We start from the raw sequence: 20,587 nt of genomic DNA, 5'->3' as shown, positions 1-20,587 counted from the left end.
ATGATATGTTAACAAAAAAAGAAAATATTCCAAATGCCTTAACCTTAGTCAGAATTTTATTAGTCCCTGTCTTTCTGGTGTTGACGTCCATGTCTAACAACACAGCCCATCAACTAGCTGCTGTTGTGTTTGCTATTGCTAGTGTGACCGATTATCTAGACGGTTATTTAGCAAGAAAGTGGCAAGTGGTGACTAATTTTGGTAAATTTGCTGATCCTTTAGCAGATAAGATTCTCGTCATGAGCGCTTTTATTATGTTGGTTGGTTTAGACTTAGTCCCAGCCTGGGTGGCTGCCTTAATTATTTGTCGAGAGTTGGCGGTAACTGGTTTACGACTCTTACTTTTAGAGACAGGCGGGGAGGTCCTAGCGGCAGCTCTCCCTGGTAAGATTAAGACGGTTACCCAAATGCTATCTATCATTTTTCTCTTGTGCCATTGGTCTGTCTTGGGAATGATTTGTTTGTATATTTGCCTGTTCTTTACCCTTTATTCTGGTTATGACTATTTCAAAGGGGCGGGAGATTTATTTAAGGATACTTTTAAATGATGAAATCAATTGTTGAAGTTGATAATCTTTCTTTCCGTTATGATGAGCAATCAGAGTATGCCATCAAACAGATTGGGTTTCACGTGAAACAGGGAGAGTGGTTATCGATTATTGGTCATAATGGTTCTGGAAAATCAACAACTGTCCGCCTACTTGATGGCCTCTTATTGGCTGACAGTGGGCGTATTCTCATTGATGGGATTCCCGTTGAAGAAGGAAATTTGGAGCGGATTCGTCAGAAAATAGGTATTGTTTTCCAAAATCCAGATAATCAATTTGTTGGTGCTACGGTTGAAGATGATGTTGCCTTTGGTTTGGAAAATCAAGGACTGAGTCGGCCACAGATGGTAGAGCGTGTAGATGAGGCCCTAGCCTTAGTGGGAATGAGCGAGTTCAAAGAAAAAGAGCCGGCACGCTTATCAGGTGGACAAAAGCAGAGGGTGGCCATTGCAGGTGTTATCGCCATGCGTCCTGATATCATTATTTTGGATGAAGCAACAAGCATGTTGGACCCTCATGGTCGCTTAGAGGTCATGAAGATTATCCAGAAGGTTCGTCAAGAGTATGGTTTGACAGTGATTTCTATTACCCATGATTTGGATGAGGTTAGCTTAAGTGATCGTGTGTTAGTGATGAAAAAAGGCCAAATTTTACTTGATACCAGTCCAAAAGGACTGTTTTCTCAAGAAATTGATTTACTAGCATATGGTTTGGATGCTCCTTTCAGTAAAAAATTGCAGGAAGAATTACAAAAGGCAGGTTTCCTGCCGGAGTTTGGCTATGTGACAGAGGAAGAATTAGGAGATAAGCTATGGCAATCACTCTCAATCAGGTAAGTTATAGTTATCAAGAGGGAACGCCTTTTGAAGGGCGTGCCCTTTTTGATGTTAATATGGAGATTTTTGATGGTAGTTATACAGCTGTCATTGGACATACCGGTTCTGGAAAATCAACCCTGATGCAGTTGTTAAATGGGTTACACCTGCCTAGTCAAGGAACAGTGGTTGTTGATGATATGGTAGTGACTAAGCAGTCAAAATTAAAGCATGTCAAACCACTGAGACAGCGGGTTGGATTGGTTTTTCAGTTTCCAGAAAGTCAGTTGTTTGATGAAACGGTTTTAAAGGATGTTGCTTTTGGCCCCCAAAATTTTGGGCTATCGCAATCACAAGCGGAGCAAATTGCGCGGGAGAAATTAACCTTGGTTGGTATTTCAGAGGACCTGTTTGACAAAAATCCCTTTGATTTATCTGGTGGCCAGATGCGACGGGTTGCTATTGCTGGTATTTTAGCCATGAACCCAGCTGTCTTGGTTCTAGATGAACCAACAGCAGGACTTGATCCCAAGGGGCGTAAGGAGTTAATGGAACTTTTTAAAACTCTACATGTCTCAGGATTGACAATTATTTTAGTCACTCATCTGATGGATGATGTGGCTGACTATGCTGATTTTGTCTATGTTTTAGAAAAAGGAAAGGTAGCCTTATCGGGTTCACCAAGGGAAGTTTTTCAGCAGGTAACTGTTTTGGAAGAAAAACAATTAGGCGTACCTAAAATGACTAAGTTTGCACAGCAGCTAGTTAACAAAGGCTTGGTACTGCCTCGGTTACCGATAAGGATAGAGGAATTTGTGGAGATGCTAAAAGATGGATAATTTAATTTTAGGTCGTTATGTTCCAGGTCAATCGATTGTTCATCAGCTTGATCCACGCAGTAAATTATTGGCCATGTTTATTTATTTACTCATCATTTTTTGGGCGAATAATTTAGTGACCAATCTCTTATTGACTCTAGTTACCTTAGCCATGATTTTACTGTCCAAGGTACGGTTAGGATTCTTTTTCAATGGGTTAAAACCGATGTTTGGTTTAATTTTATTCACCACCCTCTTCCAATTATTTTTCACACGTGGGGGTGCGCCACTCTTTGAATTTGGCATAATTAAAATCACAGATTATAGCTTGGCGCAGGCTGCTCTTATTTTTACACGTTTTGTTTTGATTACTTGTGCCTCCACCCTACTAACCCTGACCACGACTCCTTTAAGTTTAGCGGATGCCGTTGAATCATTGCTAGGCCCCTTACGGCGGTTTGGTTTGCCTGTGCATGAAATTGGTTTGATTTTATCGTTGAGTTTACGTTTTGTTCCGACATTAATGGATGATGCGACAAGGATTATGAATGCTCAGAGGGCGCGTGGTGTGGAATTTAGTGAGGGAAATTTTTTACAACGGATTAGGGCGACAATTCCCATTCTGATTCCCTTGTTTGCATCTAGTTTTAAGCGGGCAGATGCTCTAGCGATAGCCATGGAAGCTAGAGGTTATCAAGGAGGAGATGGTCGTAGTAAATACCGCCAACTAAGTTGGGCTCGGCGAGATAGTTTATTGATTATGTTAATGATACTATTGGCCCTATCTCTTTTTCTATTGAAATCCTAGAACAATGCCTTAGGGTGTTGTTCTTTAGTTATTTAGCAATTTTTTGTCACATAAGTTAACCTCGTTTCAATTATTAAGTAACAAAGGAGGTGTAAGATAGAACTATCTTAAAGAAAGCTAGGTGAAAGAAATGAATAAAACCATTAAGTTGAAAAAATTAGTAGTAGGCTTGACTGTGTTGACCAGTCTAGTAGCTCCTAGTCTAGTTAGCGCTTCTAGTTATACAGTTAAAGAGGGAGATACGTTATTAGGCATAGCTAGTCGCCATCAGACTAGTCTTGAACAACTGATTCAACTAAATCAGATAGCAGATGCAAATCTGATTAAACTAGGTCAGGTATTAAACTTGCCCGATAGTAGTCCTCAAGAAACCATCCCCAGTCAGTCTAATTTACCCTCGGTAACAGTTTTAACTGAGGCAGATCAGGCAGCCAAGGAATGGATTGCTCAAAAAGAATCAAGTGGTAGCTATACAGCACAAAATGGTCAGTATTATGGACGTTACCAATTGAGTTTGAGCTATTTGAACGGTGATTTATCTCCAGAAAATCAAGAGCGTGTGGCTGAAGCCTATGTTAAACAACGTTATGGTTCCTGGTCAGCAGCCCAAGCTTTTTGGTTAGCTAACGGTTGGTATTAAAAATGCTGCCCTAATCACAGTATTGGGGCATTTTTACTTGAACTTAACATCTTTTTGTAATCTTTTTAACCTAAATTACATCAAAAAGTAATATTTTAAGGGTAATATTAAAAATAGATTTAATGAAAGAGAAGGTAATCATATATTATGGCAAGTCGTCGACAAAAATCAAAAGGATCTTGTCTGACTAAGATTTTAGGAGCCTTGGTACTCCTACTAGCGCTAGTAATCGGTTTGTTTGGCCTATTGACAGGGAAAAATACTGATCAAGTAGCAAACTCAGCATCAAGCGCAGTAGAGTCAAGTGCTTCAAGCACCAAGGCAACATCCCAATCATCAAGTAGCAGTTCAAGCAAGACTAGTAAAACATCAACTAGTTCAACAAATAAGAAATCTAGTAAGGCAAGCAGTAGCTCTGAAATAAGTCAGTCAGCAAGTGTTTCATCAGCGACTTTGGAATTTGGTGGAGAAGTAGTATCATCTGAAGTGTTGACAGAACAAGCAAGTGCTTCATCAGTAATGGAAGGGGTAGGAGGAGAGACTGCTTCTGTTGTAGGGGAAGCTGCAGTGGACACTGCTGGTACGGCGGTAGCAGTAGCTGAAAACTCTGCTGAAACTTTGCCAGAACCTCCAGCAGGCTATGTTTATGCCCCTAACCAAGATTTGGCAGCATCTTATGGTGGTTATGTCTTGGCTAATGGAAATAGTGCAGGTGTTGTCGGTAGTGAAGCTGCAGCTCAAATGGCAGCTGCCACTGGAGTACCTCAGTCAACATGGGAATATATCATTGCGCGTGAGTCAAATGGTGATCCTAATGCCTACAATGGGTCAGGTGCTTCTGGGTTATTCCAAACAATGCCAGGTTGGGGCTCAACAGCAACTGTTCAAGATCAAATTAACGCGGCCATTAATGCTTATAATTCACAGGGATTGGCTGCTTGGGGTCTTCAATAAGTCAGGTCTATTAAATTAGTTTTAAAAAGACAATCTCAGGAAATGAGATTGTCTTTTTGTTATTTAGTCAAAGGATGTTAAGCCCCTAATCTGCTTTATTTGAGAAATAAGTAAAAGATTGTTCTGTAAATACATTGTAAAGATCGATTGACAAACAATGTCTTCCCTGGCATTCAAGTTTCAAGATAAAGGGCATGGTATCTTTAAGTAGAAAGAAGTCACGATAGCCAAAATCAGGATAAAAATAATGAATAAGACTGGAAATAGCTGTTCCATGTGATCCAATCACAATCGTTTTGTCTGGGTAGGTGTGTAATGCTTCTGTCAATCCATCAAGCATACGGATTTGTACGTCTTGGAGCGATTCGCCCGCAGGGAGATGATACGAAAAATCAGCCCATTGTTTTTGGGCGAAAGTGTCAAAATCCTTAATCCACTCAGATGTAATCTTACGTTCTCGAAAACGACTATCTGTTTGGATAGAAAGGTGTTTGTTCTTGGCAAGTGGTTTAAGGGTATCATAAGCCCGTTTGTAGGGGCTGGACAGGATAGCATGGATAGGAATCTGTTTAAAGTATTGTGTAAGCAGTTGACAATCTTGTAAACCTTTGTCACTTAATTCTCTTTGGAAGTCATCATGGTTGTCAAGATTTGGTTGAGCGTGTCTGATAAAATAAATGTTAGTTACCATGTCTGTTATTTTATCAGGTTCTTTTAGATTTGTTAAGGAAAAAGCACTAGGCTTATGTTATAATAGGAACATGTTTAATCAGAAAAAAATAGTTGGTTATTTTCCCTTTCTTTTGATTGCTTTATCTAGTTTCGTTATGATTTTACCGCAATGGCTAGGTCGTGATGTCATTTTTGGTTCAGATTCTATCTTTCATTATAATCGCTTTTATGATGCTGCGATGCAGATTAAGTCACTTAATTTGAACTACTTTATTTCGATTTACGGTTTTCAGCAATCGGGACGAATTGTCAATGCTTTATACGGGCCTTTTTTTGCTTATTTTCAAGGGATTTTAGTTCTTTTGAGTAAGAACTGGTTCGGCTATCAACTGCTATCCCGTTTTGTTTTAGGGCTATTCGCGGGAAATTCAATGTATGCTTTGTTGAGGGAGGTCAAGGTTAGAGGGACGATTGCCCTGGCTTTAGCCATCTTTTATTTGACGACTTTTTCTATCCAATATTGGTCTATCCGGCAGGGTTTTTCTAGCTGGGGAGCAGCTCTAATGCCTTATTGTCTAATTCCGATGATACGGTTAATTTTTCAAGACAAAATTGAAGTCATTCGTCTGGCGGTATCGGTTGCTCTGATGTTACAGGTTCATGTCTTGAGTGCCCTTTTTTTAGTCATGATGTATGTCCCTTTTTATCTTTATGGTTTGATGAAGAGTTCAGCGAAGCTAAAAATACTTGGGCAAACAACTTTGTCAGTTGTTTTAGCGGTGCTTTTAACCTTGAATATTTGGACGGCCCTAATTTTTTTACGACAAGATAATCTTCTGCTAGATCCTTTTGTCAATCCTTTGATGGGGAAACATACAATTAATCAAGCCTCTAGCTATTGGTTAACACGACCTCAGTTTCTCTTCGTTCTGTTTATAGCCCAGCTAGGCTATTTCTTGTTTTATTGGAAAAAGGTAGCCAAGTGGGAATGGGTTTTAGCCATAACTTATTTCCTGTTTTTCTTTCTATCAACAAGCTATTTTCCTTGGCAAGATTTGGTTGACAGAGGTGTAAAGTTTGCTGAATTGATACAGTTTCCATTTAGATTTTTTATACCGACGACAGTTTTGTTAATTGTTTTAGCGGGGCGCGCCCTAACAAGTTTTCAGCAGCGGCAGTGGTTATTATCATTTCTACTGAGTTTGGCAGTTATTGGAGCTATGGTTGAAACCAGTCAGTATGCTACTCAACAAGCTGAGAAGGCGCATCGCAACGAATATGTTTTAAAAAAGAGTAAACATGTTTACTTGTTTGATGATTACCAACAGACACGAGCAAGCTTGTTCGATGTAGATAAACGAAAACTGCTCAGGGTGATTCAGAAAGCAACACCAGACTATGTTCCGGTTTACGGTGATTTGACAGGTAAAAACACCTATAAGTTATATGCTCAACAAATTATCTTTCCCAACAGTCAGTTTAAAAAGTCTGTCACTAATCACCAACTATCTGTAGAGTGGACAGCCCAAGCAGGGGAGAAAGTCTCTATTCCTATCTTTGTTTACACAGGATCACAGTTAACCCTGAATGGTGTCAAGTTGATGTCAAGTGATTATCAATTATCTGAAATTGGAGTGCCTCTTGTGACCTCTCAGCAGGGAATGAATAAACTCGTATTGACCTATCAAGCTCCGCTAATCTTTACAGTAAGTTTGGTGATGACTTCACTAGCTTGGCTAGGAATTTTTTTGACAAGCCGTCTACATTTCAAAAAATTGACATCTAAGGCTTAATTGATATAATAGAAACGGAAGTGGGAGAGCTTGTTTTTCCCACTTCTATTATCATGTGAAAGACGACCTTCAAATCGTTTTTTCAACGAAAAGATGGGAGAAAAAAATGAGTGATAACTCACATATTCGTGTTGTTGTGGGCATGAGTGGCGGTGTTGATTCGTCAGTGACGGCCCTGCTATTGAAGGAACAAGGCTACGATGTTATTGGAGTCTTTATGAAAAACTGGGATGATACTGATGAATTTGGTGTTTGTACAGCGACTGAAGACTATAAGGATGTGGCTGCCGTGGCTGACCAGATTGGTATTCCCTACTATTCAGTTAATTTTGAAAAAGAATACTGGGACCGGGTTTTTGAATACTTTTTAGCGGAGTATCGAGCAGGTCGAACACCAAACCCAGATGTCATGTGTAACAAGGAAATCAAGTTTAAGGCCTTTTTGGACTATGCCATGTCCCTAGGAGCTGACTATGTGGCAACAGGTCACTATGCTCAGGTGGAGCGAGATGCTGACGGTGTGGTTCACATGCTGCGTGGGGCAGATAATGGCAAGGACCAGACCTATTTTCTTAGTCAGTTGTCACAGGAACAACTGCAAAAAACTATGTTTCCCCTAGGCCATCTGCAAAAGTCAGAAGTTAGAAAACTGGCTGAGGAGGCAGGTTTGGCGACGGCTAAGAAAAAAGATTCGACAGGTATCTGCTTTATCGGTGAGAAGAATTTCAAGGAATTTCTTAGTAACTATCTGCCAGCCCAAAAGGGTCGCATGATGACAGTTGATGGTCGTGATATGGGTGAGCATGCTGGTCTCATGTACTATACCATTGGCCAACGTGGAGGTCTTGGTATCGGAGGTCAGCATGGCGGAGACAATCAACCTTGGTTCGTTGTGGGCAAGGATTTGTCGCAAAATATCCTCTATGTTGGTCAGGGCTTCTACCACGAGTCACTCATGTCAACCTCTTTACAGGCTAGTCAAGTTCGCTTTACACGTCAAATGCCAGAAGAATTCACACTTGAATGCACGGCTAAGTTTCGTTACCGTCAACCTGACAGTCAAGTTACTGTCAAGGTCACAGGTGACAAGGCAGAAGTGATTTTCGCTGAGTCTCAACGTGCTATTACACCCGGTCAAGCTGTTGTTTTCTACCAGGGCCAAGAGTGCTTGGGTGGTGGCATCATTGACCTTGCCTTTAAGGATGCTCAGGTTTGTCAATATATCTAATCCCAAGTTGTGCTGACTATTGATAGTTTATCAGGAATATGAAGGAAAAACTGTAAGTGGTGTTTTGGCTGATCTAAGAACTATGCTATCTTATTGCCCATAAATCAAGAACAAATCGTTAATAGAAATGATAAACCAAGTCCTCAGGGCTTGGTTTTTGTTTAAGGAAAATTTCAGAAAATTTTCAGTATCTTTTCAGAAAACAAACCTATAATGATAGCAAAAAGAAGGTAAGGCTTATGACAAGAAACAACAAAAGAACATTGATTTTACCAGGCTTGATGGCGGTGATGACCTTGACGGCTTGCCAAGCAAATTCCTCAACAACAGGAGCGACATCAAGTCAATCCAATCAAGCTCTTGTAGTAAATCAGACCAGTAACACCAGTTATTTCTCAGACCGTGACTTGGACGCTAGCTATGATGCAGCAACCGCTAGTACTATTAAGCTTAACGGTTCTTCAGCAACAGTAGCTGGCAATGGAGTGAGCGTTGCAGGCTCTGTAGTCAAGATTAGCCAAGCTGGAACCTATGTGATTTCAGGGAAGAGTGAGGGCGTTCAGATTTTGGTCGAGGCAGCAGATAGTGACAAGGTCCAGCTCGTTCTAAATGGAGTTACTATGACAGGGACAGATGCCTTGATTGCTGTAACCTCAGCAGACAAGGTCTTTGTGACACTGGCTGAAGGCTCGCAAAATCACCTAGCAGACTCAGCCAATCGAACAGCAACAGACTTTAGTGCTGCCATTTACAGTAAAAAAGACCTGACCCTCAATGGAACAGGTAGTCTCACGGTCCAAGGTAACTACAATAATGCCATTAAATCCAACGATGATTTGAAAATCACGGGCGGAACCTATACGGTAACGGCAGCTAAGCATGCTCTGTCGGCCAATGATGCTCTCAATATTACAGGAAGTACCCTTAACTTGACAGCGACCGAGGATGCCATCCACTCAGACAATGATGAGGACACCACCATGGGTAATCTTTATTTGGCGGACAGCACTGTCACTATTAAAGCTGGTGATGATGCTATCCATGCCAGCAACAATTTGGTGATTGACAGTGGTGATATTACTATTGAGACTAGCACAGAAGGGATTGAGGGCAAGGTTGTTACCATTAACGGCGGGACCATTACTGTCAATGCCACAGATGATGGTATCAATGCGACGGATTGGACTAAATCGTCGGACAGTATGACGGCCATGGAGGGCGTCAATCTGACCATTAACGGTGGGGATCTCACTATCAATATGGCTCAGGGTGATACAGACGCCATTGACTCCAATGGTGATGTAGCCGTGACAGGCGGTAATATTACGATTAGTGGTCCCTCTGCTATTGACTTTGATGGTACGGCGACTTACACGGGTGGCACTATTATCCATAACGGTCAGACGATGACTGATATTGTAGCTAATGGGCCTGGAGGTGGCGGTATGCCTCGTCGTTAAGCTTTTGGAAAATGGCAGAGCAGATGAGTGACATTTGATAGACTAAACCTAGTGCAGAAAGGAAAATAAGCATGACAAAACAGATGACCCAGAAAGAATTTAAGCGTGTGGAGACCAAGTATCTTGTTCCCAAACAGTGCCTACCAGATTTGATGGCTGATTTGGCAGTCCACCTGATGGAGGATACTTTTGCACGTTCTACCATTACTAGTCTTTATTTTGATACAGCTGATTTTACCATGATTCAGGATTCTCTGGCTAAAAAACACGGTAAGGAAAAGGTTCGACTTAGGACCTATGCTCCCAAACCGCTCCTGACGAGTCCAGCTTTTTTAGAAATCAAACAAAAAATCGCGGGGATTGGGTACAAGTATCGGGTGGCAACCACACCAGCCATAGCAGGAAAATTTTTATCAGGTCAGGGGAGTAAAGAAATTGTTGACGACCGTATGATGGCTCAACTGGCTCTTTTAGAAAAACGCTATGGCACCATTACTCCTAGAATGCTAATCGCCTACAAACGCCAATCCTTTAGGGGACGAAACGACCATTCTGTTAGGGTAACGGTGGATACCAACTTGACCTATGCGGAGGTCAATCACTTGACCTTGACCAGTTTTGAGGCTAGCCCTCTCTTACCTCAAAACCAAGTTGTCATGGAAATTAAGGTAGAGGACCAAATTCCAGTTTGGTTGCAGACTATCTTAGAAACCTATAATTTTGAGAAAGTTTCTTTTTCCAAATATGGTCAAGCCTATCAACTTCATCAGGAAAGTCAGTTAAGTCAGGAGGCACACTATGCTTAGTACCATGTTCCAAAGTGTTTTTCGTCAAGCTAGTGTCGTCATCAATCCCATCTGGTTGCTAGCCAGCCTTCTTGTCAGTCTGGGACTAGGGCTGGTCTTAGCTAAACTTTACCGTTCTCATCCCCTAACTTCCAGAGAATTTGCCATGACCTTGGTTGTCTTGCCCAGTTTGATTGCAGTTGTTATCTTTCTTGTCAATGGCAATCTAGGGACCTCGGTGGCGGTGGCAGGAGCCTTTAGTTTGATTAAGTTTCGCTCACCAGCTAGTTCTAGTAAGGAGTTGTTGCTGGTCTTTATGGCGACGGCCGTTGGTCTTGCGACAGGGATGGGTTATCTGATGTTGGCTACCCTTATGACTCTGCTGGTAGGCGGTGTCTTTCTGATATTGGAGAAAACGTGGACGGATAAACAAGGGCGACAATTACAGCAGGTGACGATTTCCTTACCTCAAGCTAGTTCTAGCCGTTATGATTTGGATACCTTCTTGGAGCAACTGGGTACCAGTCCCCTGCTTGAAAAAGTAACCGTTAAGCAAGGTCGGCTGGAATTGACTTATCTGCTTCTCCTTGACCTGTCTGACCAAGAGCTACTGGACCATTTGCAATCTCTTGACCCTGATTGGGCTATTAGTCTCTCTCGGACTGTCCAAAAAAAGAAGAGCCTGTAAGCTTTTATATAACCTTTTCTTCTAGGAAGAGTGGTTTTTACTATCTTCCAGTAGGCTAGTCTGACTTGACAAGTCCAGTTTTTTTCTGATAAAATACCCTTAACAATACGATGAAAGTCAAAGCTCATTGTTTTGTGCGTTTTTTGACGTGCAATTCTGCGGGTTTTGGCTCTTTTTTGTCAAAGGAGTTGTGGATGGATTTTAGGACAAGGACCGACCAGCAGGTATTTGGTGTGAGAGCGACAGGATTATTGGTGAAAGATGAGCAAGTTTATCTTGCCAAATCGCCAGAGGGGAAATACTATACTTTGGGTGGTGCTATTCAAATTGGCGAAACGACGGAAGAAGCTGTTAAACGGGAACTTAAAGAAGAAATTGGTATTGATGTCGAGGTTGGTCCACTAGCTTTTGTCGTTGAAAATCAATTTGAATTAGATGGAACAGCCTTTCATCAAATTGAATTTTGCTACTTGGTTTCCCCTCTTTCTGATCCAGCTAGCTATCTGGAAGAAGGACAGTCTACTCGCCAGTGCGAGTGGGTTGCTTTTGCAGACTTGGAGAAACTCAACCTTAACCCAGCCTTCCTCAAGACGGAATTAGCAGCTTGGGACGGGCAATTAAAGCATGTTATCAATAAGGACAATCCTGCTGGACCCTGAAGAACATAGTGATTTTCAGTGGCTAAGGGCAGACAACAAAAATGAGAAAAAGCTAGTTCCCTATCTAGAAGACATTTTATCAAAGAGACTGAAAAATGCTTTTTAGAACGGGACTGGACAATCAAATTTTTGTATTCATGTGACTGTATTGATATAAAAGATGGGAAGATTTTTCCCACCAAAGACCATGAGGGGGACACTATGATTGGTTAGGTGGTACTATTAAAGTCAATAAGACAGTACAAGATGCGATTGTTCGAGAAATCAAAGAGGAGTTAGGAGTTGACAACCTTGTCAACCTAGATTTGGTGAGAGAAGAAAGATAAACTCGAAGTCGACAAACGAAATATACCACGAACATAAAGGAGAGATAGAAAGTGACACACACATTTGTAGAAAACTATGATGTTATTGTAATTGGTGCTGGCCATGCTGGGGTGGAAGCAAGCCTGGCGGCAGCTCGTATGGGTTGCCAGACCCTGCTTGCTACCATCAACCTAGATATGCTGGCTTTTATGCCCTGTAACCCTTCCATCGGTGGCTCTGCTAAGGGGATTGTCGTGCGGGAGATTGATGCCCTAGGCGGTGAAATGGGTAAAAATATTGACACAACTTATATTCAGATGAAAATGCTCAATACAGGTAAGGGGCCTGCCGTTCGTGCCTTACGAGCTCAAGCTGACAAGGTACTTTACGCCAATGAGATGAAAAAAACAGTTGAAAATCAGGAGAATCTGACCCTGCGTCAAGCCATGATTGATGATATTTTGGTCGAGGATGGTCAGGTTGTGGGTGTTGTGACTGCCACGGGTCAATCTTATGGGGCTAAAACGGTGATTGTAACGACGGGAACAGCCCTACGTGGTGAGATTATCATCGGAGATTTAAAGTATTCGTCAGGACCAAATAATAGCCTGGCTTCTGTCACTTTGGCAGACAATTTGAAAAAGCTTGGTTTAGAGATTGGTCGCTTTAAGACCGGAACGCCACCACGGATTAAGGCCTCTTCAATCAACTATGAGGTGACGGAAATCCAGCCAGGTGATGACAAACCCAACCATTTTTCATTTTTATCCAAGGATGAAGATTATGTGCAAGACCAGATTCCGTGCTGGTTGACCTATACCAATGCCGATAGTCATGCCATTATCAATGCTAATCTCCATCGGGCCCCCATGTTTTCAGGGATTGTGCAGGGGGTCGGGCCACGTTATTGCCCTTCAATTGAGGATAAGATTGTTCGTTTTGCGGACAAGGACCGCCACCAGCTTTTCCTAGAGCCAGAAGGTCGCAATACCGAAGAAGTCTATGTGCAGGGCTTGTCAACCAGTTTGCCAGAGGACGTCCAGCGTGACTTGCTCCACTCTATCAAAGGCTTGGAAAAGGCTGAGATGATGCGGACAGGCTATGCTATTGAGTACGATATTGTCTTGCCTCATCAATTGCGGGCAACCTTGGAAACCAAGACCATTTCAGGCCTCTTTACAGCAGGTCAGACCAATGGCACTTCAGGCTATGAAGAAGCTGCGGGGCAAGGTTTGATTGCTGGCATCAATGCTGCCCTTAAGGTGCAGGGCAAGCCGGAGTTGATTTTGAAACGCAGTGATGCTTACATTGGTGTTATGATTGATGATTTGGTGACCAAGGGCACCTTAGAGCCTTATCGTCTCTTGACCAGCCGTGCAGAATACCGTTTGATTTTGCGCCATGATAATGCTGATATGCGGTTGACAGAGATTGGCCGTCAAATCGGTTTGGTGGATGATGAACGGTATCAGGTTTTTGAGATTAAAAAAGCTCAATTTGAGAACGAAATGAAGCGGTTGGAAAGCATCAAGCTCAAGCCAATCAAGGAAACCAATGATAAAGTGACAGCTCTCGGTTTCAAACCCTTGACAGATGCCATGACAGCCAAAGAATTTATGCGTCGGCCAGAAATCACTTATGATACGGTGGTTCAGTTTATCGGTCCTGCGGCAGAGGACTTGGATAGTAAGATTATTGAACTCTTGGAAACTGAAATCAAGTATGAGGGCTATATTAACAAGGCTCTGGATCAGGTGGCCAAGATGAAACGAATGGAAGAAAAACGCATTCCAGCCAACATTGATTGGGATGATATTGATTCGATTGCCACTGAGGCTCGGCAAAAATTCAAGAAAATCAATCCAGAAACCATTGGTCAGGCCAGTCGGATTTCGGGGGTCAATCCAGCTGATATTTCCATTCTCATGGTTTATTTGGAAGGCAATCGTAAGGCCAGCCGTAAAAATTAGTCTAAGGGGTAACCCTAGCCAGCTAGCTTATGGCTTTGTTTCTAAGCTCTTTTATGGTATAATTAGCATTTAAGAGGTTTATAGCATGAGAACATTTCGTTTTACAAAAATTCATCTCATCATGATCGGCTTCATCTTGTTTGGGCTAATCGCCATCTGTGGGCGTCTATCTCAATCAGAGATTGTTTTTCTGCTGGCAACATTTTTAAGTATTGGTCTATTAGTTGCTCTAATGATTTATCAGCAGGATGCTTACCGTTTGACAGAGGTTGAAAAGATTGATTTATTAAATCAACAAACAGAGGATAGTTTGAAAAAATTATTGGACAAGATGCCAGTTGGGGTTGTCCGTTTTGATAAGGCAAGCAAGGATATCTCGTGGTTTAATCCTTATGCTGAGCTTGTTTTTACCTCGGATTCAGGAAGTTTGAATGTTGAGTTGATGAAGGACGTCATCTCAAAAAAGGAAAAAAATTTGGCAGATTCAAGTGTCACTATCTTTGGCAATCAGTACCTAGTCTATTTAGATGACACTGCTGAGATTTGTTATTTTTTTGATGCTGTTATCAGTCAAGATGGGATGGAATTTCAGTCGGTAATCGGTTTGATTTCAGTCGATAATTATGATGAAATGACCGATGATTTATCCGATGCACAGGTGTCACAGATTAATAGCTTTGTAGCGGATTTTATTGCTAAATTTGCACAGGAAAAGAAGATGTTTTATCGTCGTTTATCAAGTGATCGTTTTCTTTTCTTTACAGACTATAAGGTTCTACAAGAGCTTATTGAAGACAAGTTCAAGATGCTAGAGGATTTCCGTAAAGCCTCTCAGGATAAGGAGTTGTCTTTAACCCTCAGTATAGGAGCAGCCTATGGCAGTGGCAATTATGACCAAATTGGTAGCTTAGCCAATCAAAATTTAAATATGGCCCTCATGCGTGGTGGAGATCAGGCTGTTGTCAAGGAAAATACGGATAATCAAAAAGTCATGTATTTTGGTGGAGGAACAGCTTCAACAGTTAAGCGGTCCAGAACTCGAACGCGAGCCATGATGACGGCAATCTCAGACAAGATTAAGATGACAGATCAAGTTTTTATTGTCGGTCATCGAAATCTAGACATGGATGCTCTTGGTGCAGCGGTTGGCATGCAGTATTTCTCAGCTAGTTTACAGAGGCGGGCTTATGTGGTTTACGACCCTGTAAACCTTAGTAAAGATATTGAACGAGCCTTGTCAAGATTAAGAGAAGATGGTCAGACGATTTTAGTAACAATTGATGAGGCTCTATCTATGGTTACTGAGCAATCTCTGTTGATTATGGTGGACCACTCTAAGCTCGCTTTAACGCTGTCAAGAGAACTTTACGATAGGTTTACAGAAGTTATTGTTGTAGATCATCATCGTAGGGATCAGGATTTTCCTGATAATGCGATTCTGACTTTTATTGAGAGTGGTGCAAGTAGTGCTTGCGAGTTGGTTACCGAATTAATTCAATTTCAGTCAACGAAGACACGTTTGACAAAGGTTCAGGCAAGTATCATCATGGCCGGTATCATGTTAGACACGAAAAATTTTTCAACCCGGGTGACTAGTCGGACCTTTGATGTGGCTAGTTATCTTAGGAATGTTGGTAGTGATAGCACTGAAATTCAGTCTATCTCGGCAACCAGTTTTGAAGAGTACCGGCAGATTAATCAGCTGATTGTACAAGGAGAAAAACTTTACGACAATCTGATTATTGCTGCAGGTGCTGATAATCTTGTTTATTCAACCGTTATTGCTAGTAAGGCAGCAGATACTTTGTTGAATATGGCGGATATTGATGCCAGTTTTGTGCTTGTCAAGACGGATGATAACCAGGTCGCTATTTCAGCCAGAAGCCATCAATCCATTAATGTTCAGCGAATTATGGAAGATTTGGGTGGTGGTGGCCACTATAACTTAGCGGCTTGTCAGTTGACAGGTAAGACAGTCACCCAGGCTCACGATTTATTAATTGAAACCATCATAAAAAATTATAGTAAGGAGACTTAAGATGAAAGTTGTATTTTTACAAGACGTTAAAGGCAAGGGGAAAAAAGGTGAAGTCAAAGAAGTGCCGACAGGCTATGCTCAGAACTTTTTGATTAAAAAAAATCTAGCCAAGGAAGCAACCAGTCAAGCTTTGGGTGAATTGCGGGGCAAGCAAAAATCTGAAGAAAAGGCTCAGGCAGAGCTTTTGGCCCAAGCCAAGGCGACCAAGGAACAATTGTCTCAAGAAGATGTCTTGGTTAAGTTTGTTGAAAAGGTTGGTCCAGATGGGCGTACCTTTGGCTCAATCACTGCCAAGAAAATTGCTGAGGAGCTGGAAAGCCAATTTGGCATTAAGGTTGACAAACGCCATATCCAGTTGGAACAACCGATTCGAGCTTTGGGTTTGATTGAGGTGCCAGTTAAATTACACAAGGAAGTTGACGGCTTGATTCATCTTAGCATCAAGCAAGCTTAGAAGTAAGGTTGACAAGTCTGTCAAGATGGGAGGAAACCATGTCTGATGTGCAAGAATTGCGCGTTCAACCACAAGATTTGGTGGCAGAGCAGTCTGTTTTAGGGTCAATTTTTCTGTCAACGGATAAGTTGATTACCGTCCGTGAATATCTTGAACCAGACGATTTTTACAAATACGCTCACAAGGTCATTTTTCAGGCTATGATTAGCTTAAATGACCGCAATGAAGCCATTGACCCCCTGACGATGCGAAATATCCTAGACAGTCAGGGAGATTTGGCCAATATTGGCGGTGTTTCCTATATTGCTGAGCTGGTGGATAGTGTGCCGACCAGTTCTAATGCCGAGTACTATGCTCGGATTGTGGCTGAGAAGTCGCAGCTTCGCCAACTGATTAGTCGGTTGACGGAAACGGTTAGTCAGGCTTATGAGGGACGAGAAAACTCCGATGACCTAATTGCCAAGGCTGAAAAGCAGTTAATTGATATTAACGAACGCTCCAATAAGAGTGGTTTTCAAAAGATTTCCGATGTCCTCAAGGTCAATTATGAAAATTTGGAAATTCGGTCACGCCAGACGACAGATGTTACGGGCTTACCGACAGGTTTTCGTGATTTGGATCGGATGACGACAGGCTTGCATCCTGACCAGCTCATCATTTTAGCTGCTCGTCCAGCTGTCGGAAAGACAGCCTTTGTCTTGAATATTGCCCAAAATGTCGGTACCAAGCAAGGACGGGCAGTTGCTATCTTTTCCCTAGAAATGGGGGCAGAGAGCTTGGTCGACCGGATGTTGGCCGCCGAGGGTCTGGTTGATTCTCACCATTTGCGGACGGGTAAATTGACTGACCAAGAGTGGCAGAGTTTGACCATTGCCCAAGGGACTCTGGCTGAGGCACCAATTTTTATTGATGATACACCAGGGATTAAGATTACTGAAATTCGTGCCAGAAGTCGTAAACTAGACAAGGAGGTTGAGGGCGGTCTAGGCTTGATTGTCATTGACTACCTGCAATTAATTACAGGAACAAGGCCTGAAAACCGTCAACAGGAGGTTTCAGAAATCTCTCGTCAACTGAAAATATTAGCCAAGGAATTACGGGTGCCGGTCATTGCGCTCAGTCAGCTTTCTCGTGGTGTGGAACAGCGACAGGATAAGCGTCCGATTTTGTCCGATATTCGTGAATCGGGTTCCATTGAGCAGGATGCGGATATTGTTGCCTTCCTTTACCGCGAGGACTACTATGATCGAGGTGACAAGGAAGATGACAATGCCCTACTTGATAACACCATTGAGGTTATTTTAGAAAAAAACCGGAGTGGGGCAAGGGGAACGGTGAAACTAATGTTCCAAAAGGAATATAATAAGTTTTCAACCATTGCCCATTTTGAAGAAAGATAGGAGAAAAAGATGAGCAGTGATGCCTTTGCTGATGTGGCAAAAATGAAAAAAATTAAGGAAGATGTCAAAAAACATGAAGGTCAGCTAGTTGAGATGACCTTGGAACATGGTCGTAAGCGGGAGAAAAATAAAATTGGTCGTTTGACCGAAGTTTATCAGTCTTTATTTATCGTGGAATATACGGACAAGTCAGGAGTGACTGAGAATACTTATGTTGAGTCCTATACTTATTCTGATATTTTGACCGAAAAAACCTTGATTCGTTACTTGGATTAGGGCTAAAGGACTTGCACAGTCCTTTTTTTTATGCTATACTTTTACTTATGTGAAATAGCAGCCGAAAGAATATGGAGCTCGTCAACAGTTAGTTATGAATCAAGTAACCTTTGCTGTTTGGGCGAAGATTAACTGCACGAATCAGGATTTTTTCAAGACTATTTCCATAAAATTATTTTATTTATGGAGGACATTTAGATGTCACGTTATACAGGACCATCATGGAAACAAGCTCGTCGCTTGGGTCTTTCACTTACAGGTACAGGTAAAGAGTTGGCACGTCGTAACTATGTGCCAGGTCAACATGGACCAAACAACCGTTCAAAATTGTCTGAGTACGGTTTGCAATTGGCTGAGAAACAAAAACTTCGTTTCTCATACGGCATGAACGAAAAACAATTCCGTAACTTGTTCGTTCAAGCGTCAAAAGTTAAAGGTGGAACACTTGGTTTCAACTTTATGCTTCTTCTTGAGCGTCGTCTTGACAACGTTGTTTACCGCCTAGGTCTTGCAACAACTCGTCGTCAAGCTCGTCAATTCGTTAACCACGGTCATATCTTGGTTGACGGCAAACGTGTTGATATCCCATCATACCGTGTTGAAGTTGGTCAAGTGATCTCAGTTCGTGAGAAATCTGCTAAAGTACCAGCTATCCTTGAAGCTGTTGAAGCAACACTTGGTCGTCCAGCTTTCGTATCATTCGATGCTGAAAAATTGGAAGGTTCATTGACTCGCTTGCCAGAGCGTGATGAAATCAACCCAGAAATTAACGAAGCACTTGTCGTTGAATTCTACAACAAAATGCTTTAATGTTAAGAAATATATTACAGAAAGCCTACGAGAGTGGGCTTTTTGTCTTGTTTTAAGGCCTGGATTTCTTAGGGCAATCTCGTAAAGCATGATAGCTTTTTGGTGGATCAAGTCTATTCAGAAAATGTGAAAAAATATACTTGTAAAAATGTGAGCGTTTTCTTTGACAAATGTTAGGGGTCTTGTTAAACTAGTGTATGAAAACGCTATCAATATCATTTAGGAGGTTGTCATGACAACTAAAGAAGTTAGCCCAAAAACGGGCATTCTCATGTTTTATACCTTGCTGATTGCTTACATTACCTTTGCAGCCAGCTGGGTGGGAGGGTCTAATTTAGGGCCTCAGGTCGTTGCGACATTTTTTGGCGATAAAGGGGTAGATCCAACTATCTCTGAAATGGTTAATTATACAATTACCATTGCTCGTGTGGTTGCCAATTTCTTAGCGGCAGCGGTCTTGGTTAAGTTAGGCATTAAAAAAGCTTCTCAGCTTGCCATTGGTTTGCTCTGTTTTGCCATGGTGGCGGCTTGGATGCCAAACTACTGGTTCTATATTATTGCTCGTATGATTATGGCCTTAGGTGGCTCAATGATTATGGTCTACATGAACCCGGTGGTGGTGCGTTTTGTCTCTCAAGATAAGAAGATTTTCTACTCTTCCTTCATCACGGCTAGCTATAATATTGGCGCTTTCTTGATTGCTGTTGCCTTTGCTTTTTGGGCGGATGCTTTGCGGATGGACTGGCGAATTACCCTGAGTGGGGTTGCCTTGGTTGCTATTCTGAGCTTTGTGGTTTGGTTAATTCGTGCCGAAGACTTTGAAACAGGTGGTCAAGGTGGAGCACCATCAACTTATTCCTATGGTATGGCCATTAAGGACCCATTTGTTTGGCGATTTGCTATTGGGTTTTGTGCTTTCTTGATCCTCTATGTTATGTCTCTTAACAGTATTCCAGGTCAATTGGCCAAAGAATTTCCTGAGATTTTCCAAGCGAGTTACATGATTCTTGCCGTATCAGGTGGAGGAATTATGGGAACCTTGGTTCGTTTGAAGAGTCCAGTTAACCGTGAACGTAAACCTTATTTGGTTATGCTAGGGGTTTTTGCTATTGCAACAATGGCGTTTGGTATTGTTTCAGTGGCAGTTCTTAAACTTCCTTTCTTAGCTTATCTCTCATTCTTTATCAGTGGATTCTTGATTTTCTACCAATACGCGGTTTATCTCAATATTCCACATGAATTGCCAAATATGAACCCACAGAAAGCAACCTTGATGTTCGGTATCATTTGGGGAATTACTTATGGTCTTTATACTGTTTTGAACTTCATCTGGAGTTGGATTTATGCCAATATGGGCTACTGGGCGTCTAATCTTTTCTACTTCCTCGTGCCAGTGATTTACTTGGCGATGATTATGACCCTACCAGAAACCTATAAGAAAAAATAAAAGCAAAAGCAGCCTGCC

Annotated in this window: 21 protein-coding genes; 20 read left to right on the top strand and 1 reads right to left on the bottom strand. The window is 41.8% G+C overall.

The window, feature by feature from the left end; genetic code table 11:
* The first annotated feature begins 5 nt into the window (after positions 1-5).
* From pgsA to FRX57_RS07805, 6 genes are all read left to right on the top strand, one after another.
* Positions 6-548 (top strand): CDP-diacylglycerol--glycerol-3-phosphate 3-phosphatidyltransferase, encoded by a 543-nt coding sequence (gene pgsA / locus FRX57_RS05200; RefSeq protein WP_146567381.1) that lies wholly within the window; start codon positions 6-8, stop codon positions 546-548.
* Positions 548-1,384: an energy-coupling factor ABC transporter ATP-binding protein gene (locus FRX57_RS05195; RefSeq protein ID WP_146567472.1), complete on the top strand. Its 837-nt coding sequence runs from the start codon at positions 548-550 to the stop codon at positions 1,382-1,384. Before pgsA ends, FRX57_RS05195 begins: the two co-directional genes overlap by 1 nt.
* The gene (locus FRX57_RS05190; protein ID WP_146567378.1) at positions 1,360-2,202 is read left to right on the top strand and encodes an energy-coupling factor transporter ATPase; all 843 of its coding nucleotides are present in this window, start codon (positions 1,360-1,362) and stop codon (positions 2,200-2,202) included. Before FRX57_RS05195 ends, FRX57_RS05190 begins: the two co-directional genes overlap by 25 nt.
* A complete protein-coding gene (locus FRX57_RS05185) occupies positions 2,195-2,989 on the top strand; it encodes an energy-coupling factor transporter transmembrane component T family protein (RefSeq protein WP_146567376.1) in 795 nt (264 codons plus the stop codon). The genes FRX57_RS05190 and FRX57_RS05185 overlap by 8 nt, the downstream gene beginning before the upstream one ends.
* A gap of 130 nt (positions 2,990-3,119) precedes the next feature.
* Positions 3,120-3,629, top strand: a complete 510-nt coding sequence (gene apf, locus FRX57_RS05180) for an aggregation-promoting factor (RefSeq protein ID WP_146567374.1) — start codon at positions 3,120-3,122, stop codon at positions 3,627-3,629.
* A gap of 147 nt (positions 3,630-3,776) precedes the next feature.
* Positions 3,777-4,583, top strand: a complete 807-nt coding sequence (locus tag FRX57_RS07805; protein ID WP_281287367.1) for a transglycosylase SLT domain-containing protein — start codon at positions 3,777-3,779, stop codon at positions 4,581-4,583.
* A gap of 85 nt (positions 4,584-4,668) precedes the next feature.
* Here the strand turns inward: FRX57_RS07805 and FRX57_RS05170 are convergent, their stop codons facing one another.
* On the bottom strand, positions 4,669-5,274 hold the full coding sequence (locus FRX57_RS05170; protein WP_146567372.1) for a histidine phosphatase family protein: 606 nt from the start codon (positions 5,272-5,274) through the stop codon (positions 4,669-4,671).
* Positions 5,275-5,344: 70 nt separating this feature from the next.
* On the opposite strand from FRX57_RS05170, the gene FRX57_RS05165 reads away from it, so the two are divergent.
* From FRX57_RS05165 to FRX57_RS05110, 14 genes are all read left to right on the top strand, one after another.
* The gene (locus FRX57_RS05165; RefSeq protein WP_146567369.1) at positions 5,345-7,048 is read left to right on the top strand and encodes a glycosyltransferase family protein; all 1,704 of its coding nucleotides are present in this window, start codon (positions 5,345-5,347) and stop codon (positions 7,046-7,048) included.
* Between the two features lie 106 nt (positions 7,049-7,154).
* The gene (gene mnmA / locus FRX57_RS05160; RefSeq protein ID WP_146567368.1) at positions 7,155-8,276 is read left to right on the top strand and encodes a tRNA 2-thiouridine(34) synthase MnmA; all 1,122 of its coding nucleotides are present in this window, start codon (positions 7,155-7,157) and stop codon (positions 8,274-8,276) included.
* A 239-nt stretch (positions 8,277-8,515) separates the two neighbouring features.
* Entirely contained in the window at positions 8,516-9,736 is a 1,221-nt protein-coding gene (locus FRX57_RS05155; RefSeq protein WP_146567365.1) for a carbohydrate-binding domain-containing protein, read from the top strand.
* 71 nt (positions 9,737-9,807) lie between these two features.
* Positions 9,808-10,542 carry a polyphosphate polymerase domain-containing protein gene (locus FRX57_RS05150; protein WP_146567363.1) on the top strand — a complete coding sequence of 245 codons (735 nt, stop codon included), beginning with the start codon at positions 9,808-9,810 and terminating at the stop codon, positions 10,540-10,542.
* Positions 10,535-11,209, top strand: a complete 675-nt coding sequence (locus FRX57_RS05145; protein WP_146567361.1) for a DUF4956 domain-containing protein — start codon at positions 10,535-10,537, stop codon at positions 11,207-11,209. Before FRX57_RS05150 ends, FRX57_RS05145 begins: the two co-directional genes overlap by 8 nt.
* 194 nt (positions 11,210-11,403) lie before the next feature.
* A complete protein-coding gene (locus FRX57_RS05140) occupies positions 11,404-11,868 on the top strand; it encodes an NUDIX hydrolase (RefSeq protein ID WP_146567358.1) in 465 nt (154 codons plus the stop codon).
* A gap of 221 nt (positions 11,869-12,089) precedes the next feature.
* Positions 12,090-12,194, top strand: coding sequence for an NUDIX domain-containing protein (locus tag FRX57_RS07880; RefSeq protein ID WP_186600837.1), 105 nt, complete (start codon positions 12,090-12,092; stop codon positions 12,192-12,194).
* Between the two features lie 51 nt (positions 12,195-12,245).
* Complete coding sequence (gene mnmG, locus FRX57_RS05135; RefSeq protein ID WP_146567356.1) at positions 12,246-14,144, top strand: tRNA uridine-5-carboxymethylaminomethyl(34) synthesis enzyme MnmG; 1,899 nt, start codon at positions 12,246-12,248, stop codon at positions 14,142-14,144.
* Positions 14,145-14,229: 85 nt separating this feature from the next.
* The gene (locus FRX57_RS05130; RefSeq protein ID WP_146567354.1) at positions 14,230-16,182 is read left to right on the top strand and encodes a GGDEF domain-containing protein; all 1,953 of its coding nucleotides are present in this window, start codon (positions 14,230-14,232) and stop codon (positions 16,180-16,182) included.
* Between the two features lies 1 nt (position 16,183).
* Positions 16,184-16,636 carry a 50S ribosomal protein L9 gene (gene rplI / locus FRX57_RS05125; RefSeq protein ID WP_146567352.1) on the top strand — a complete coding sequence of 151 codons (453 nt, stop codon included), beginning with the start codon at positions 16,184-16,186 and terminating at the stop codon, positions 16,634-16,636.
* Positions 16,637-16,674: 38 nt separating this feature from the next.
* Positions 16,675-18,036 carry a replicative DNA helicase gene (gene dnaB, locus FRX57_RS05120; protein ID WP_186600832.1) on the top strand — a complete coding sequence of 454 codons (1,362 nt, stop codon included), beginning with the start codon at positions 16,675-16,677 and terminating at the stop codon, positions 18,034-18,036.
* Positions 18,037-18,045: 9 nt separating this feature from the next.
* Positions 18,046-18,312, top strand: coding sequence for a Veg family protein (locus tag FRX57_RS07635; protein ID WP_186600831.1), 267 nt, complete (start codon positions 18,046-18,048; stop codon positions 18,310-18,312).
* 198 nt (positions 18,313-18,510) lie between these two features.
* Positions 18,511-19,122, top strand: a complete 612-nt coding sequence (gene rpsD, locus FRX57_RS05115) for a 30S ribosomal protein S4 (RefSeq protein ID WP_146567350.1) — start codon at positions 18,511-18,513, stop codon at positions 19,120-19,122.
* A gap of 232 nt (positions 19,123-19,354) precedes the next feature.
* Complete coding sequence (locus tag FRX57_RS05110) at positions 19,355-20,569, top strand: MFS transporter (protein ID WP_146567348.1); 1,215 nt, start codon at positions 19,355-19,357, stop codon at positions 20,567-20,569.
* The last annotated feature ends 18 nt before the right edge of the window (positions 20,570-20,587 follow it).

Origin of the sequence: Streptococcus cuniculipharyngis (assembly GCF_007859195.1) — a bacterium.
Classification (GTDB): Bacteria; Bacillota; Bacilli; order Lactobacillales; family Streptococcaceae; genus Streptococcus; species Streptococcus cuniculipharyngis.
Note: the sequence above shows the minus strand (reverse complement) of the source record. Positions and strands in the feature narration are given on the sequence as shown.